15 protein-coding genes are annotated in these 14,792 nt (G+C 74.2%); 7 read left to right on the top strand and 8 right to left on the bottom strand.

The window, feature by feature from the left end; translation table 11 throughout:
* Positions 1-5: 5 nt before the first annotated feature.
* Positions 6-752, bottom strand: coding sequence for a class I SAM-dependent methyltransferase (locus BM385_RS04975; protein ID WP_093842305.1), 747 nt, complete (start codon positions 750-752; stop codon positions 6-8).
* Positions 753-1,190: 438 nt separating this feature from the next.
* On the opposite strand from BM385_RS04975, the gene BM385_RS04980 reads away from it, so the two are divergent.
* From BM385_RS04980 to BM385_RS04990, 3 genes are all read left to right on the top strand, one after another.
* Positions 1,191-1,844: a hypothetical protein gene (locus BM385_RS04980; protein WP_254791437.1), complete on the top strand. Its 654-nt coding sequence runs from the start codon at positions 1,191-1,193 to the stop codon at positions 1,842-1,844.
* Positions 1,845-2,015: 171 nt separating this feature from the next.
* Positions 2,016-2,699 (top strand): sigma-70 family RNA polymerase sigma factor, encoded by a 684-nt coding sequence (locus BM385_RS04985; protein WP_093842306.1) that lies wholly within the window; start codon positions 2,016-2,018, stop codon positions 2,697-2,699.
* A gap of 103 nt (positions 2,700-2,802) precedes the next feature.
* A complete protein-coding gene (locus BM385_RS04990; protein WP_254791438.1) occupies positions 2,803-4,029 on the top strand; it encodes an MFS transporter in 1,227 nt (408 codons plus the stop codon).
* 53 nt (positions 4,030-4,082) lie between these two features.
* On the opposite strand, the gene BM385_RS04995 is transcribed toward BM385_RS04990, so the two are convergent.
* Positions 4,083-4,835, bottom strand: a complete 753-nt coding sequence (locus BM385_RS04995) for a class I SAM-dependent DNA methyltransferase (protein ID WP_019436111.1) — start codon at positions 4,833-4,835, stop codon at positions 4,083-4,085.
* A gap of 391 nt (positions 4,836-5,226) precedes the next feature.
* Between BM385_RS04995 and BM385_RS05000 the strand changes: the two genes are divergently transcribed.
* Positions 5,227-6,330 carry a ferric reductase-like transmembrane domain-containing protein gene (locus tag BM385_RS05000; RefSeq protein WP_019436110.1) on the top strand — a complete coding sequence of 368 codons (1,104 nt, stop codon included), beginning with the start codon at positions 5,227-5,229 and terminating at the stop codon, positions 6,328-6,330.
* A gap of 50 nt (positions 6,331-6,380) precedes the next feature.
* Here BM385_RS05000 and BM385_RS05005 read toward each other — a convergent pair whose 3' ends face one another.
* Together BM385_RS05005 and BM385_RS05010 are read right to left on the bottom strand one after the other, a co-directional pair.
* Complete coding sequence (locus BM385_RS05005; protein ID WP_019436109.1) at positions 6,381-7,016, bottom strand: MBL fold metallo-hydrolase; 636 nt, start codon at positions 7,014-7,016, stop codon at positions 6,381-6,383.
* Positions 7,013-8,098 carry an S-(hydroxymethyl)mycothiol dehydrogenase gene (locus tag BM385_RS05010; RefSeq protein ID WP_019436108.1) on the bottom strand — a complete coding sequence of 362 codons (1,086 nt, stop codon included), beginning with the start codon at positions 8,096-8,098 and terminating at the stop codon, positions 7,013-7,015. The genes BM385_RS05005 and BM385_RS05010 overlap by 4 nt, the downstream gene beginning before the upstream one ends.
* 129 nt (positions 8,099-8,227) lie before the next feature.
* Here BM385_RS05010 and BM385_RS05015 point away from each other — a divergent pair, with 129 nt between their 5' ends.
* Both BM385_RS05015 and BM385_RS05020 read left to right on the top strand, forming a co-directional pair.
* Positions 8,228-8,734 carry an RNA polymerase sigma factor gene (locus tag BM385_RS05015; RefSeq protein WP_051131240.1) on the top strand — a complete coding sequence of 169 codons (507 nt, stop codon included), beginning with the start codon at positions 8,228-8,230 and terminating at the stop codon, positions 8,732-8,734.
* A complete protein-coding gene (locus BM385_RS05020; RefSeq protein WP_019436106.1) occupies positions 8,718-9,560 on the top strand; it encodes a DUF4232 domain-containing protein in 843 nt (280 codons plus the stop codon). Before BM385_RS05015 ends, BM385_RS05020 begins: the two co-directional genes overlap by 17 nt.
* Before the next feature lie 14 nt (positions 9,561-9,574).
* Here BM385_RS05020 and BM385_RS05025 read toward each other — a convergent pair whose 3' ends face one another.
* Both BM385_RS05025 and BM385_RS05030 read right to left on the bottom strand, forming a co-directional pair.
* The gene (locus BM385_RS05025; RefSeq protein ID WP_019436105.1) at positions 9,575-10,243 is read right to left on the bottom strand and encodes a peptidoglycan recognition protein family protein; all 669 of its coding nucleotides are present in this window, start codon (positions 10,241-10,243) and stop codon (positions 9,575-9,577) included.
* A 108-nt stretch (positions 10,244-10,351) separates the two neighbouring features.
* Positions 10,352-11,269, bottom strand: a complete 918-nt coding sequence (locus tag BM385_RS05030; protein WP_019436104.1) for a lysozyme — start codon at positions 11,267-11,269, stop codon at positions 10,352-10,354.
* 471 nt (positions 11,270-11,740) lie between these two features.
* Between BM385_RS05030 and BM385_RS05035 the strand changes: the two genes are divergently transcribed.
* On the top strand, positions 11,741-13,030 hold the full coding sequence (locus BM385_RS05035; protein ID WP_093842308.1) for an MFS transporter: 1,290 nt from the start codon (positions 11,741-11,743) through the stop codon (positions 13,028-13,030).
* Here the strand turns inward: BM385_RS05035 and ybiA are convergent.
* Positions 12,963-13,520 (bottom strand): riboflavin biosynthesis intermediates N-glycosidase, encoded by a 558-nt coding sequence (ybiA, locus tag BM385_RS05040; RefSeq protein WP_019436102.1) that lies wholly within the window; start codon positions 13,518-13,520, stop codon positions 12,963-12,965. The genes BM385_RS05035 and ybiA overlap by 68 nt on opposite strands.
* Before the next feature lie 4 nt (positions 13,521-13,524).
* The gene (locus tag BM385_RS05045; RefSeq protein ID WP_037756754.1) at positions 13,525-14,703 is read right to left on the bottom strand and encodes a DUF5925 domain-containing protein; all 1,179 of its coding nucleotides are present in this window, start codon (positions 14,701-14,703) and stop codon (positions 13,525-13,527) included.
* Between the last annotated feature and the right edge of the window lie 89 nt (positions 14,704-14,792).

Genomic DNA, 14,792 nt, shown 5'->3' on the forward strand with positions numbered 1-14,792 from the left:
GGCGGTCACCGGCCGGCGGGCCGGACGCCCCGGACGATCAGCCGCCGGGCGTGCTGGTCGTAGGGCGCCCCGTCGAACCCGCCGAAGCACTCCACCTTGGTGAACCCGGCCGCCTCGAGGAGCGCGCACAGCTCGGCGCCGCTGTACAGCCAGCAGGTGATGGACGCCTCCCGGGCCGAACCGCCGCGCACCAGCGTCCAGTCGGTGCGCAGCCGGCGCCAGCCGTCGAGCACGGTGTCGCGCTGGATGACGTAGCCGTCGCCGAGTTCGACGAGCTGGGGCCGGCCGATCCAGCCGGCCAGCACCTCCTTGCCGAGCACGTCGATCAGCAGCCGGCCGCCGGGCGCCAGTGAGGCGAAGGCGTTGCGCAGCACCCGGACGTTGTCCTCCTGGCGCGCGAAGTACCCCCAGGAGGTGAACACGTTGAGGATCACGTCGTAGTGGCCCGGCTCGGTGTGGGTGAGCATGTCCGCGCGGACCAGCCGGGCCCGCGCCCCGGCGTCCGCGAGGGCCGCCCGTGCCCGCTCCAGCATGCGCGGACTCAAGTCGACACCGGTGACGGCGTATCCCCGGCGGGCGAGCGGGACCAGAAAGAGACCGGGACCGCAACACAGATCGAGCACCCGGGCGCCGGAATCGAAGGACAGTAGCGGGGAATCCGCTACCAGACGGGCGACTTCCGCCTCCCGGCGCGCGGAGAACATGGTGCCGGAGAAGTCGGACCAGAATGACTCGTCCTCGTACCATTCCATGTCATCGCCACCTCGCTGGAGAACCGTGCGGGACGCACATCGTCTGCTCGTTCGGCCCCGCGCGGCGGGGATCGCCGCAGCTCGGTGGGCACCGGCGCATGGCGGGCGGCGGCGGGGAACGGTGCGCGCATTCCCCTTTCGAGATGCTGCGGGAAGAGGCCCGCCAGGCATGGCGAATGATGCCCGGAGCCCGGATCGATAAACTCCGGAAAACGACTTCGAAAAGCCCGGTCGGGCCGGGAACCAACAGCCCTTCCGAGCCGACTCATCGAGAGGAATCCGCCGCGTCATTCCCCGCCGGAAGGCGGCACGGCGGGGCTCCCCTTCGGCTGCCGGGCCCGCCGCCCGCGGTGATCCGGCGGGATCTTCGCGCCCCGGAATTCTCCTCTGCCGCACATCTCCCCGATTCCGGATCCCGGTGCGAGGATGAGCCCCGCCATGGGGAGTTCCGGGAGCCGACCGAGCAGAACCCTGCGGGCCGCGGTGTTCGCGGCCCTGTGCGTGCTGCTCGCCGCCGCCGGGCACAGCCACGCCGCCGGGACGCCGCTGCCCTGGTGGCTGCCGCCGGCCGCCTGGCCGGTGACGGGGTGTGCGGCCTGGTTCCTCACCGGCAGGGAACGCGGCATCCCGGTGGTGCTCGGCGCCACGGTGACCGCCCAGGCCGCGCTGCACGTCGCCTTCTCGGTGGTGATGGCCTGGAGCGGGCCGGTCACCGGCGCGGCCGGCGACGGCGTGCCGGGCCAGTCGCTGCCGCACGCCCTCACCCTCGCCCTGGAGCACGCCGGCCACGCCGGTCACACCGCGGCGGCCCCCGGTACCGGGTCCGGCCCGAGTGCCGGCATGGCCGCCGCCCACCTCGGCGCCGCCCTGCTCAGCGGTCTGTGGCTGGCGTACGGCGAACGCGCCGTCTTCCGCGCCGCCCGGGCGCTGAGCGCCTGGCTGGTCGCCCCGCTGCGGCTGCTGCGCCGCCCACCGCGCCCGCCGCACCGGCCGTCTCCGGTGCCGCCGGCACCGTCGCGCCGCCCCCGGCGGCACCCGGCGCTCCGCGTCACGACCACCCGGGGACCGCCGCCGGGACCCGCTGTCGGCTGACAGCGGGTTCCCGCGCCGGAGCAGACTCCGGCGGCGGCTCCCCGGCCCACCCCCCACCGGGCCGGCTCTCCTTACGGGCGCGGTCCCGTGCGTTCCCCACGCGTCGGCGCGTGAGCGCACGCGTCCGCACGCGTCCGCACCGCTCCGCGCCCGGTGACCGGAAGGACCAGCGTGCTGACCACGCCTGCCCCCACACTTCCCCCGCCACCGCACCGCACCTCCGCCACCTCCGCCACCTCGGCCACCTCCCGTCCGGAGGCCGCCCACGACACGGTCACCCGGGTCGCGCTGCGCGCCCGCACCGGCGACCCGGACGCCGTGGAGGCGTTCGTCCGCGCGCTCCACCGCGATGTGTGGCGGTACGTCGCCCATCTCGCCGGTGACCCGCGGCTGGCCGACGACCTGACCCAGGAAACGTTTCTGCGGGCCCTGCGCTCCCTGCACCGGTTCGAGGGCCGCTCCACCGCCCGTACCTGGCTGCTGTCGATCGCCCGGCACACCGTCGTCGACAGCCTGCGCCGGGCCGCCGCCCGTCCCCGGACCTCCCCCTGGGAGGACTGGCGCAGCGCCGTCGAACAGGCGCAGCCGCGCGGCCTGCCCGGGTTCGAGGACGGCGTGGCGCTCATCGACCTGCTGGCGGCCCTGCCGTGCGATCGCCGCCGGGCGTTCGTGCTGACGCAGATCTGCGGCATGCCCTACGAGGACGCCGCCCGGCTGCTCGGCTGCCCGGTCGGCACGGTGCGCTCCCGGGTTTCGCGGGCCAGAGCCGGCCTGCTCGCCCTGCTCACCGAGGCCGATGCCGAGGCCGAGTCCGCCTCCCGCCGGTCCCGGGCGGCCGGGCCGTGCCCGCCGTGACGGCGCCCGGGCCGGGCCGGTACGGCGGCACCCGGGCGCCGCGCACCGGCCCGGGCCGGCTGCGGCCGGCGCGCGGGACACCCGGCCGGCGCGGGAGCCACGGGTGAGGGCCGGGCGCCCGGCGCCCGCCCCGGGCGCGGCCCGGCGCCGCGCTCCGGCCGATCGCGCCGGGCGGTCCCTCAGCGGCGCGCACCGTGCCCTGCTGGCCGGCGGATTCCTCGTCAACCTCGGTACCTTCGCCGTCTACCCGTACCTGGCGGTGCTGCTGCGCGACCGGCTGGGCGCCGGTATGGCCGAGGTGGGCCTGGTTCTGGGCGCCGCGACCCTGGTGCAGTTCGCCGGGGCGCCGTTCACCGCCGCCTTCGCCGAACGCGCCGGACTGAAGCGGTCCCTGACGCTGGCCACCGGGCTGTACTGCGCCGGCGCGGTGACCTATCTGTACGGCGCGGGGCGCCCCGCGCTGACGGTGCTCGGCCTCTTCCTCAGCTGCGGGGCCGGCGCCCTGTACTCACCGGCGTTCCGCGGCTATCTGGTGCACGCGGCACCGCCCGGGCGCCGTCCCCGCCTGCTGTCGGCAGGCAACGCCGCGGGCAACCTCGGCATCGCGCTCGGACCGGTGGCCGGCGCACTGTTCCTGGCCGAGCCGGGGCGGCTGTTCGCCCTGACCACCGTGCTGTACGCCTTGCTGGCGGCCGGTCATCTTCTCCTGCGGCCCGAGCCCCGGGACGGGGACGCGCCACCGGTGGAGCCGTTCCGCCGGGTGCTGCACGGCCTCGCGGGCCTGCCCTTCGCGGTCACCGTGCTCACCCACTACCTGTACCTCCAGTTCTACCAGTACCTGGCGGTCTACGCGGAAGGCCGGCTGGCGACCGCGGTGTTCGGCGCGGTCATGATGGGGTACGCGCTCGGCCTGGCGGTCCTCCAGCCGCTGCTGGCCGGCCGGATCGGCCCGCTGCGCTATCCGGTGGCGCTGGCGATCGGCTTCTCCTGCACGGGGGCCGGCATGGCGGCGTTCGCGACCGGCCACCCGGCGGGTATCGGGGCCGGGGCCCTCGCGCTGAGCGCCGGCACCGCCGTGCTGTTCCTCAAGAACGACCTGGAGGCGCTGGCCCACTCGCGCCGTTCGGCGACGGTGACCTTCGGCCAGCAACGGCTGGCGGTCGGTCTCGGCTCCCTGCTGAGCGGGCTCATCGGCGGCCGGCTGTACGGGCTGCTGGAGGAGGCCGGAGCGCTGCCCGGCTTCTGGCTGCTGGTCGCCGCCCAGTGCGTCCTGCTGCCGCCGCTTCTTCTGCTGGCCGCCCGGCGGCTGCCGGGCGCGCGGCGCGGCTGAGTGGCCCGTGCGCGGGGCGGCCCCGGCCGCGAACCGCCCCGCGCGCCGCGGCGTCAGGACGCCGCCGGCTTCTCGTACACGGAGATGTGGCCGCCCTCGGCGGTGAACGGCTCACGCCCCCAGCCGCCCCACCGGTACCGGCGCTCCAGCCCGGCCAGCCGGGCCATCAGATCGAGTTCGGAGGGCCAGGCGTACCGCATCGACGCCGGCGCCAGCCGGATCCCGTCGTTGCCGATGAGCACATGGTGCCCGTCGAACCGCTGCGCCACCGGATCGTGCCGGACGGCGGTGAGCCGGACCCGGTCGAGGTCCACCCGGTGCACCTCCAGATTCTGGTTGCGCCGGTAGCGCCCCACGTCCGGCATCGGGCACTCCAGCACGAACCGGCCACCGGGCAGCAGCCGCCGGGCGACATTGCCGAAACACCGCACCTGCTCCTCCTGCGTCAGCAGGAAGAAGAAGGTGGAGAACACGACGAACACCATCGCGAACCGGTCCGTACCGCCCGGATCCACATCCGCCATGTCGCCGATGGTGACGGGGATCCGCTCCCCGCCCGGCTTGGCCCGCATCCGCGCCACCATCGCCTCCGAGGCGTCGATGCCCCGCAGATCGACCCCGGTGGCGGCCAGCGGGATGGTCACCCGGCCGGTGCCCACCGCGAGTTCCAGGACCGGCCCGGCGGGGCCCTCCTCGATGAGCGCAGCCAGGGAACGGACGGCTTCCGTGGGGTCCAGCTCGGCGTGCCAAGCGTCGTAGACGTCGGCGTTCAGCTCGCCGTAGGTCTCCGGTCCGTGGTTCTGCATCACGCGTCCTCCGCGAGGGTCGGTTGAGCGGCCATCCTGCGGTCCGGGCCGAGCGCGGCGGCGCGGGAGAAGAGTGCGGAACGGGCCGCGCCGCCACGGCCCCTGACATCGGTCGGCCCGCGGTCCGGGGAAGTTCCCGCCGGGCCCGGCGAACCCGCCGCTGTCCGGTCCTGGCCGCGCTCCCGGCCGGTCCGCCGCGCGGCCCCTCACCTTGAGAGGTCGTGCGCGGCGGGGAGTTCGTTCCCGTGCTGTCCGGCACCGGCCAACTCCCGTGCAGCGACTTCCCGCTCCACCCGAACCCGGCTACTGTCCATCGCCGGTGGCGCCTGGCCCGGCGCGCATCGCAGCTGTGCCCTCCTGCCCTCGGCATACGGAAAGTGGTGTCCCGGACATGCCGGAACTCTCCGGATCGGTATCGGCCGCCCCGCGCCCGCCGCGCGGTCCGCGCGAACGGGGCCGCTTCGACTGGGCGGGGCTGCGGGCCGACCTGCGCGGCGCGGTACCGGACGCCTCCCTGGCGCTGCTGGCGACCGGGCTCATCTACTGGCTGCTGTACGCCCGGATCTCCAGCGGCACCTCGGCCACCCTCTCCCTGATGCCGCACATGGAGAACCCGGCCGAGTACTGGATGTACTGGATGTGCCAGGCGTTCGGCTGGTCGGCGCTGCTGTGGGCGTACATCACGGTGGTCTTCGGGCTGCTGCGCTCGGGCCCGTACCCGCGCTGGCGGTGGCTGCCGGTGACCCGGCTGGAGAAGTGGCACCGCACCACCAGCCTCACCACCATCGGGCTGATGTTCCTGCACGCCGCGTTCTTCTTCGGCGACCAGCTGCGGGACAACCTGACCCGCTGGGGGACCGGCCGCAGCCTGTGGACCGCGTTCGTGGATGTGTTCGTGCCCGGCGGGTACGCCACCGGCACCGGCCGGATCGCCATCCTGATCGGACTGCTCGCCCTCTATCTCGCCATCCCGCTGAGCCTGGCGTTCTATCTGCGGCACCGCACCGGCTCCCGGATGTGGGTGGCGCTGCACCGCTTCGTCATCGTGGTGTACGTCCTCAGCGTCTGGCACACCCTGCTGTACGGCACCAACGTCTGGTACGACGGCACCTTCCGCACCCTGGTGTGGGCGCTCCAGATGCCCATCGCCGCGCTGATCCTGCTGCGGCTGCTGGCCCCGGCGCGGCCCCGGGAGCGGCTGCGGCTGCGCGGCCACCCGCTCCCGGTGACCGTACGGCTGGCCGGCCGGCTCGCGGTGGTGGCGACCGTCCTGGGGCTGCTGGCCGTGCTGGTGACCGGGGTGGACGGCGGGCGCGACCCGGACGACCACGGGGGCACCTCGCCCGCGCTGTGGCCGGAACGATGGGTCATCTGGGCGGGGCTGCTCGCCCTCACCCTGGCCCTGGTGGCCGTCGCCCACCGCACCCGCCCCGCCGCCCGCAAGGACCGGGAACGGGACCGGGACCGGGACCGGCCCGGGGCCCCGGCCGGCTGACCGGCCGGGACGGCGGGCGCGCGGTCCGGCGGCGCGCCGCGGCCGGGCGGTCAGAAGCCGCGGTCGATCCACTCCGGGAGGTGCGGGGCCTCCTCGGCGATGGTGGTGGTCGGGCCGTGCCCGGTGTGGACCGTGGTGGCGCCGGGCAGGGTCAGCAGCTTCTCGCGCAGCGAGACGATGATGGTGCCGAAGTCGCTGAACGAGCGGCCCGTGGCGCCCGGTCCGCCCGCGAACAGCGTGTCGCCGCTGAACAGCGCCTGGAGCGCGGGGGCGAACAGGCAGACCGCGCCGGGCGCGTGCCCCGGGGTGTGCAGCACCTGGAGTTCGGTGCCCGCCACCGTCAGCGTCTGACCGTCCGTCAGCTCGCCGTCGGGCGCCCGGTCCGGGTGGGTCTGCCGCCACAGCGGCAGATCGTCGGCGTGCAGCAGGATCGGGGCGCCGGTGCGCTCCGCCAGCGCCGGCGCGGCGTCGATGTGGTCGTTGTGGGCGTGGGTGCACACGATGGCCCGCAGGGTGCGCGCGCCCACGGCGGCGGCGATCGCCTCCACGTCGTGCGCGGCGTCGATGACGATCACCTCCTCGTCGTCGCCGACGATCCACACATTGTTGTCGACGTCCCAGGTGCCGCCGTCCAGCGAGAAGGTGCCGGCGGTGACGAGCTGTTCGATACGGGGTCCGGTGGTCACAGGATCACCACCGAGCGCAGCACGTCGCCGTGGTGCATCCGGTCGAAGGCGTGCTCCACCTGGTCGAGGGCGATGGTTTCGGTGACGAAGGCATCGAGATCGAGCCGTCCTTGCTGGTAGAGATCGACGAGCATCGGGAAGTCCCGGCTGGGCAGACAGTCCCCGTACCAGGAGGACTTGAGCGAGCCGCCCCGCCCGAAGACATCCAGCAGCGGCAGTTCCAGCCGCATCTCCGGGGTCGGCACTCCCACCAGCACCACCGTACCGGCCAGGTCACGGGCGTAGAACGCCTGCCGGTAGGTCTCCGGGCGGCCCACCGCCTCGATGACGACGTCCGCGCCGAAGCCGCCGGTCAGCTCGCGGATCGCCTCGACGGGGTCGGTCTCGCGGGAGTTGACGGTGTGGGTGGCGCCCAGCCGCTGCGCGGTGGCCAGCTTCCGGTCGTCGATGTCCACCGCGATGATCCGGGCCGCGCCCGCCAGCCGGGAGCCGGCGACGGCCGCGTCGCCGACGCCGCCGCAGCCGATCACCGCCACGCTGTCGCCACGCCCGACCCCGCCGGTGTTGATGGCCGCGCCGATGCCGGCCATCACCCCGCAGCCCAGCAGCCCCACGGCGGCGGCGGACGCGTCCGGGGCGACCTTGGTGCACTGGCCGGCCGCGACCAGGGTCTTCTCGGCGAACGCGCCGATCCCGAGCGCCGGCGACAGCTCGGTGCCGTCCTCCAGGGTCATCTTCTGCCGCGCGTTGTGCGTGTCGAAGCAGTACCAGGGCCGGCCGCGCTTGCAGGCCCGGCACTGGCCGCACACCGCCCGCCAGTTGAGGATGACGAAGTCACCGGGGGCGACGTCCGTGACGCCCTCGCCCACCGCCTCCACCGTCCCGGCGGCCTCGTGGCCCAGGAGGTAGGGGAACTCGTCGCCGATGCCGCCCTCGCGGTAGTGCAGATCGGTGTGACACACCCCGCACGCCTCGACCTTCACCAGCGCCTCGCCGGGCCCCGGGTCCGGCACGGTGATCGTCTCGACGGTGACGGGGGCGCCTTTCGCCCGCGCGACGACAGCACGAACCTGGTGGGTCATGGGTCTCCTCGGTCGGTACGGATGCCCGGTTCGGGACATCGCGGCACAGCATGGGCGAGTGCTCCGCGGTGGTCAAGGAACCCTCCGGCGCCGCGATCCCCCGCCTTCGTTATCCTTTCGTGACAACCGATGGCCGGGGAACGGGGTCCATGGGGCGTGGACAGCGAAGCAGAGGAGTTCTTCACCGAGTTCTACCCGCGGCTCGCCGGCTGGTGCCGCGGGCTGGTGGACGACGACGCCACCGCGCACGACATCGCGTCCGAGGCGTTCACCCGCCTGTGGTCGCGCTGGCGCACGGTGGACCGGCCGGAGTCGTATCTCTTCAGCGTCGCCGCCAACCTGGTCAAGGACCACTGGCGCGCACGGGAGCACGAGCGCAGCGCCGTACGCGGGCTGCTCGCCGGGCGCCGGGAGCACGCGCCGGCCGCCGACCAGGGATTCGATCTGCGCAGCCTCGTGGAGGCGCTGCCGAAACGGCTGCGGGTGCCGGTGCTGCTGTACTACTACGCCGGCCTGCCGGTCAGCGAGATCGCGGCCGTGCTGCACCGGCGCCCGAACACCGTCAAGGGTGATCTGCACCAGGCACGCGAGCGACTGCGCACGGCCTTGAGGGGACTTCATGAGATCAGCACGTGATTCCGACCAGCCGCACGAGCCCTCGGAGATCGCCGAGGCGTTCCACGCGGCCGATGTCCGGCTCGATCCGCCGCCGGGCCGGTACGAGGACCTGCGGTACCGGGCCGCCGCGCGCCGCCGGCGCCGGGTGATCGCGGTCACGGCGGCCGTGGTGCTGTCGGCGGGCGGGACGACGGTGGTGGCCGCCATGGCGCGCTCGGGCGGCGGGGAACAGCCCCCGGTGGCCGCCGAACCGCCCGCGGAGGAGCGGCCCACCGCGCCGTCGGACGGCCCCGCCGTCCTGCCCACCGACGACACGGACCGGGACGGGGCGGGCGAGCCGGACCCGGAGCCGGGCGGCGGCGAGAGCGAGCGGGAGAGCCCGCCGGCCTCCGAACCGGCGGACGGCACCACCGGATCGGCGGGCACGGTGTGCGCGGCGGACGCGCTGGAGCTGTCCGTCGAGGACCCCAACGCCGGTGCCGGATCGGTGATGTACACCCTGGTGTTCACCAATACGGGGGACACCACCTGCTCGATGACCGGCTACCCCGGGGTGTCGCTGCTGACCGCCGAGGGCGGCGAGCAGATCGGCGCGCCCGCCGTCCGCGGCCCCGAGGGCGGGGCCGCGGAGCGGGTGGAGCTGGCCCCGGGCGAGACGGCCCGCGCGGGGCTGCGGCTCGCCCGGGCGGAGAACTACCCGGCCCCGGAGTGCGGCCCCGCGCCGGCCGCCGGTCTGCTCGTCTATCCGCCGGACGAGACGGAGGCGCTGTTCCTGCCGCAGGAGGGCGTGACCGGCTGCACCGACGAGAACGTCGAACTGCTGTCGGTGACGGTGGTGAGCTGACGGTGGGCGCCCGGTCAGCCCAGGGCCGCCGCCACCTCGGTGCGCAGCCGCGGCAGCATGTCGTGCAGCACCCCGGGACACAGGGTGGCGTTGAAGTCCTTGTGCCCGTACAGCTGGGTGGGCGCGATGCCGTACTGCTGGCAGGTGTACGCGCACAGGCTGACCAGGACGTCCCACTGGGCCTGCGGCGGGGTGGCCCCGTCGTGGTAGGCGCCCTCGTTGCAGATGCCGATGGCGTCGTAGTTCTGCCCGGAGGTGTGCGCGCCGAGCACCAGGCCCCGGCCGGCGCGCAGGGTGCGCAGGCTCTCGTGCCGGCCCTCGGTGATCCAGCCGCCCCGGCTGACGACGAAGTGGTAGCCGGTGTCGGACCAGCCGTTCTCGTCCATGTGGAGGTTCTGGACCCAGCGGGCGTGGCTGTGGGCCTGGGCGCGGGAGTAGTCGGTGCTGTTGGGGCCGGCCGCGTGGTGGACGATGATCTTGACGGGCCGGTTGTCCAGGACCGAGATGGTGCCGGACGGCGGGCGGGCGCCCCAGGTGGCCGTGGGATCGATGTCCGGTTCGACCGCCGCCGCCCGGGGGGCGGCGTGCGCGGTGCCGGAGAGGGCTATGGCGGCGCCGCCCGCCACCAGGCCGGCCGAGCCGGCCAGCAGCAGGCGGCGGCGGGTGAGATCGGCATCGGACATGGGATCTCCTTCGGGCTGAACGTGCGGGGGAGGGGGAGGAGAGCACCGGGGGAGCCGGAGGTAGGGGCCGGCTCCCCCGGGCGTGTCCTGCGGGTGGCGCGGGTGCTGCTACGGGGTGTTGTTGGCCAGCGCCAGCAGCCGGTCGCGCGAGCCGTTGAACTGGTTGCGGTCGACGGCGCCGGAGATGCCGCTCACCGAGCCGGAGTCGGTGTACTGCCAGACGGTGTGCACGTTGAAGCCGCCGGGCAGCGTCGGGCTGTTGGCGGTGGTCCAGTGCGCGACCCACAGCGGGCTCTGGCTGGCCATCCCGCTCCAGCTGCCGGTGCAGGTGTTCCACCAGCTGGGCGAGGTGTAGATCACCACGTCACGGCCGGTCCTGGACTTGTACGTGTTGTAGAAGTCCTGGATCCAGTTGCGCATCTGCGTGGTGGACAGCCCGTAGCACTGGGCCCCGTACGGGTTGGACTCGATGTCCAGCACGCCGGGCAGGGTGAGGTTGTCGGCCGACCAGGCTCCGCCGTTGGAGGCGAAGAAGTTGGCCTGGGTCGCCCCGCTGGAGGAGTTCGGCAGCGCGAAGTGGTACGCGCCCCGGATGACCCCGGCGTAGTAGGCGTTCGGGTAGTTGGTGTTGAAGTTGGGGTCGCGGTACGTGGTGCCCTCGGTGGCCTTCATCCAGGCGAACTGGATGCCGGCGTTGCGCACCGAGGTCCAGTTGATGGACCCCTGCCAGTGGGAGACGTCGATGCCCTGGACGCCGTCGGTGGGCGCGAACGGGATGAACTGGCGTTCGTCCTCCTGCGGGGTCTCGCCGTGGGCCAGCTCGCCGGCGCCCATGAAGGCCTGACCGGGGCTCAGCTCGCCCACCTCCAGGGTGGTGGGCTCACCGGCCGGCGCGCCGGCCGCGTCGGCGGCGGTCGCGCTGGTGGCGGTCAGCGGCGCGACGAGCAGGGCGAGGGACGCGGCGAGCACGCCGCCGAGGGTCAGCCGGCGCCGGCGGGATCCGGCGCCGCGGGATCGGATGGACATGTACTACCTCCTGGCACAGAGATGTGGGGTGAGTGCCACAGAGCGAATCAAGCAGTCCGGCGGTCGTGGGGCAGGGCGGCACGCCGGGCCGCCGCGTCGTCGTGTGGGGGGACGGGGGTGATGCGTTCCGGTGTCTTGAAGTGTTCGCGCCAACAGTCACGCACACGAACCCGGCGCTCGTAAAGGGACTTCGGTACCCGGCCGTGGCCCAGTCCAGTGAAAACGGCGCTGACCTGGTGCAACGGGCGTAGACTCCGGGAACTTTCGCGCGCGGAAAATTACCGCGGGTCGCACTGGAGCGCGGACAGTACCGGCCGACCCGGCACAGCGGGGCCGGTGACCCTCCGTCACCGGGACTGCCGCGGATACCGCCGGACGGGTCGTCAGCCACCGGGTTCTTGCCGCCGCCCCGCACCGCGTGACAGCCTGACCCGGCATCCGCCGCACCGAGGAGCCACCGGGGAGAGGCCAGTGACCAGCCGGAAGGAGCCCTCGCCCGACGGCGTCCGCCGCTGGCGCGCCGGGCTCTTCGTCCTCTTCGTGATCGTCGGCGTCACCATGTCGTCCTGGATCACCCGCACCCCCGACATCCGGGACGCCATCGGCGCCTCCACCGCCGGCATGGGCCTGGTGATCCTCGGGCTCTCCCTCGGCGCCATGATCGGGGTGCTCGGCTCCGGCCAGCTGGTCGCCCGGTACGGCGGCCGGCCCGTCGCCGGCACCGGCATCGCCCTCGTCGTGCTCGGACCGGTCCTGGTGGGCACCGGCGCCGTCACCGGCGCGGGCGGCCTGGTCTTCGCCGGGCTGGTGATCTTCGGCTCCGGCAGCGGACTGATGGAGATCGCCGTCAACATCGAGGGCGCCGCCGTCGAACGGGCGCTCTCCCGGCCCGTCCTGCCCGCCCTGCACGGCTGCTTCAGCGCCGGCACCGTCGTCGGCGCCGCCGGCGGCATCGCCCTGACCGGCATCGACTTCGCCGTCTCCTGGCATCTGTGGCTGATCAGCGCGCTGTGCGCGCCCGCCGCCGCCTGGGCGGTGCGGCAGCTGCCCGCCGGCACCGGCCGCGAGGGCGCGGGCGCCACCGACGAGCCGCGGCTGACCCGCGCCGAGCGGCTCGCCGTCTGGCGCGAGCCGCGCACCCTGATGCTCGGCGCCATCGTGCTCGGCATGGCCCTGGCCGAGGGCGCCGCCAACGACTGGCTGCCGCTCATCATGGTGGACGGCTATGACCTCGACGCCACCACCGGCTCCCTCGTCTACACCCTGTTCGCCGCCGCCATGGCCACCGGCCGGTTCGGCGGCGAGTTCGTGCTCGCCCGGCTCGGCCGGGTCGTGGTGGTCCGCGGCAGCGCCGTGCTGGCCGCCGTCGGCATCCTGATCGTGGTCTTCGCCCCGCACCCGGCCCTGGCAGCCGTCGCCGTCGTGCTGTGGGGCCTGGGCGCCGCCCTCGGTTTCCCGGTCACCATCTCCGCCGCCGGCGACAGCCCGCACCACGCCGCCGCCCGGGTCAGCGCGGTGGCCACCATCGCCTATCTCGCCTTCCTCGCCGGGCCGCCCGCTCTCGGACTGCTCGGCGAACACACCGGGCTGCGCAACGCAATGCTGGCCGTCGCCTTCGTGGCCCTGCTGGTCAGCACCCTCGCCTCGGCCGCCCGCCGCCCCGCCGCCCCGGCCGGCGGGACCGGGCGCGCCGCTACCGGGACGGGGCCGCGGCCCGCAGCCGCTCCCGCGCCGCCATCAGCGCGAAACCCAGCAGATTGAGCCCCCGCCAGCGGGCCGGATCACGCGCCCCCTCGTCGTCCGCCGCCAGCCCGATGCCCCACACCGCATCCACCGGACTCGCCTCCACCAGGACCCGCGCCCCGGTGCCCAGCAGATAGCCGCGCAGCTCCGGATGGCGGGCGAACTTGTGGACGCTGCCCTCCACCACGATGCCGAACCGCTCGGCGCGCCACCGCTCCTCGTCGAAGCCGCGCACCGCACGCCCGGCCAGCTTCGCCTCGCGCGGGTGCCCGGCCGCCAGCACCCGGGCCCGGGCCTCCTCGTCCCCGAACAGCCGGGCTTTGCCGGCCATCATCCAGTGCTCGGCGGTGGCGTACTCCTCACCCGCCACCGTGAACGGCGCGGGCCACCACTGGCTCAGGCACCCGGCCCCCACGCTGCCGTCCCGTTGCGGCCGGTGGCCCCAGAAGCACAGATACTTCAGCCGTTCACCGGCCGCCGCGCGCTCTCGCAGTTCCGTGATGTCCATGGGTCTAGAGATACAGGCCGGCCGGCTCGCGGGCGGGCGCGCCCTCCACGGCCGTCGGACCGGCGCCCCGGCGCAGCGCGTACAGCTCCGCCAGCGTCGCGCCCTCGCGCGGCACGCCCTCCTCGGTACCGAGCCAGGACACCGCCTCCGGGCGGGTCAGCGGCCCGACCTCGATCCGGGCCAGACAGCGTCCCGGACGGACCACGGCCGGGTGCAGCCGCTCCAGGTCCTCATTGGTGGTGATGGCCACCAGCACCCGGCGGCCCTGCCCCAGCAGACCGTCGGTGAGGTTCAGCAGCCGGGACAGCGCCTGCCCGGTGGCGTCCTTCGCGCCGCCCCGGATCAGCTCGTCGCAGTCCTCCAGGACGAGCAGCCGCCAGCGGCTCTGCCGGGCGGCGGCCGGGGACGGCTCCCGCTCCTCGCCGTAGCTCAGCTCCTGCTCGCCGCCGTCCTCCTCGTCCTCGTCCTCGTCGCCGATGACCACGTCCATCAGATAGCCGACCTCGGAGAACAGCCGCTCCGGGTCCAGCACGCAGTCCACCTGGCACCACTGGCGCCAGGAGCGGGCCAGGGTGCGCAGCGCGGAGGTCTTGCCGGTGCCGGGCGGCCCGTGGAGCAGCAGGAGCCGGCCGGCCACATCGGCCGCGGTGACCCCCATCAGCTGGTCCATCGCCCGGGCGACCGGCGCCGAGTACCCGGGGCGTACCGTCTCCCAGTTCTCCGCCGCGATGGTGCGGGTGGTGCGCACCGCGCCGCGTCCGCCGGGGGAGAAGTGCCAGAAACCCATGCTCACATTGCCGGGATCGGCATCCGGCGGCTCCTCGGCACCGGTCACCGTCTGCTTGAGGATCTGCTGCGCGAGTTCATCACTTCCGGCGATCACGGTCACCTGGGCGCCGTACGTCCAGCGCCGGGAACGCAGCATCCAGCCGGGCCCGGTGGCGAGCACCGCGTAGGTGTCGTCGCCGCGCACGGTGCGCAGCACCTCGGCGCCGTCGGGCAGCAGGAGATGGTGCTTGCGGACCTTTTCCAGCCGGCGGCTGCGCGCGTACGGGAGCCGGCCGGAGGCGAATTCGCTGACCAGCAGCATGTCGACGATGTCGGCGGGCGCGGTGCTGTCGGTGATGGTGACGGGCAGGGCGGCCTCCTCGCCGGGTGCGGTGGGCGTGGGGTGGGCGGTCATGCCCGCCATGATGACCGGGCCCGGGCGGCGCCGCATCCGGATTTCTGTCGCAAAACAGCTCACGGACGATGTTCGTCAACACCCTTGTG

This window comes from Streptomyces harbinensis, from assembly GCF_900116145.1.
Classification (GTDB): Bacteria; Actinomycetota; Actinomycetes; order Streptomycetales; family Streptomycetaceae; genus Streptomyces; species Streptomyces carpaticus.

Bases quoted from the DNA above. Each gene is read 5' to 3' on its own strand.
- BM385_RS05045 (WP_037756754.1), bottom strand. From the start codon at position 14,703: ATGACCGCCCACCCCACGCCCACCGCACCCGGCGAGGAGGCCGCCCTG.
- ybiA (WP_019436102.1), bottom strand. From the start codon at position 13,520: ATGGACATCACGGAACTGCGAGAGCGCGCGGCGGCCGGTGAACGGCTG.
- BM385_RS05025 (WP_019436105.1), bottom strand. From the start codon at position 10,243: ATGTCCGATGCCGATCTCACCCGCCGCCGCCTGCTGCTGGCCGGCTCG.
- BM385_RS05000 (WP_019436110.1), top strand. From the start codon at position 5,227: ATGCCGGAACTCTCCGGATCGGTATCGGCCGCCCCGCGCCCGCCGCGC.
- BM385_RS04995 (WP_019436111.1), bottom strand. From the start codon at position 4,835: ATGCAGAACCACGGACCGGAGACCTACGGCGAGCTGAACGCCGACGTC.
- BM385_RS05020 (WP_019436106.1), top strand. From the start codon at position 8,718: ATGAGATCAGCACGTGATTCCGACCAGCCGCACGAGCCCTCGGAGATC.
- BM385_RS05015 (WP_051131240.1), top strand. From the start codon at position 8,228: ATGGCCGGGGAACGGGGTCCATGGGGCGTGGACAGCGAAGCAGAGGAG.
- BM385_RS05030 (WP_019436104.1), bottom strand. From the start codon at position 11,269: ATGTCCATCCGATCCCGCGGCGCCGGATCCCGCCGGCGCCGGCTGACC.
- BM385_RS04975 (WP_093842305.1), bottom strand. From the start codon at position 752: ATGGAATGGTACGAGGACGAGTCATTCTGGTCCGACTTCTCCGGCACC.
- BM385_RS04980 (WP_254791437.1), top strand. From the start codon at position 1,191: ATGGGGAGTTCCGGGAGCCGACCGAGCAGAACCCTGCGGGCCGCGGTG.
- BM385_RS05010 (WP_019436108.1), bottom strand. From the start codon at position 8,098: ATGACCCACCAGGTTCGTGCTGTCGTCGCGCGGGCGAAAGGCGCCCCC.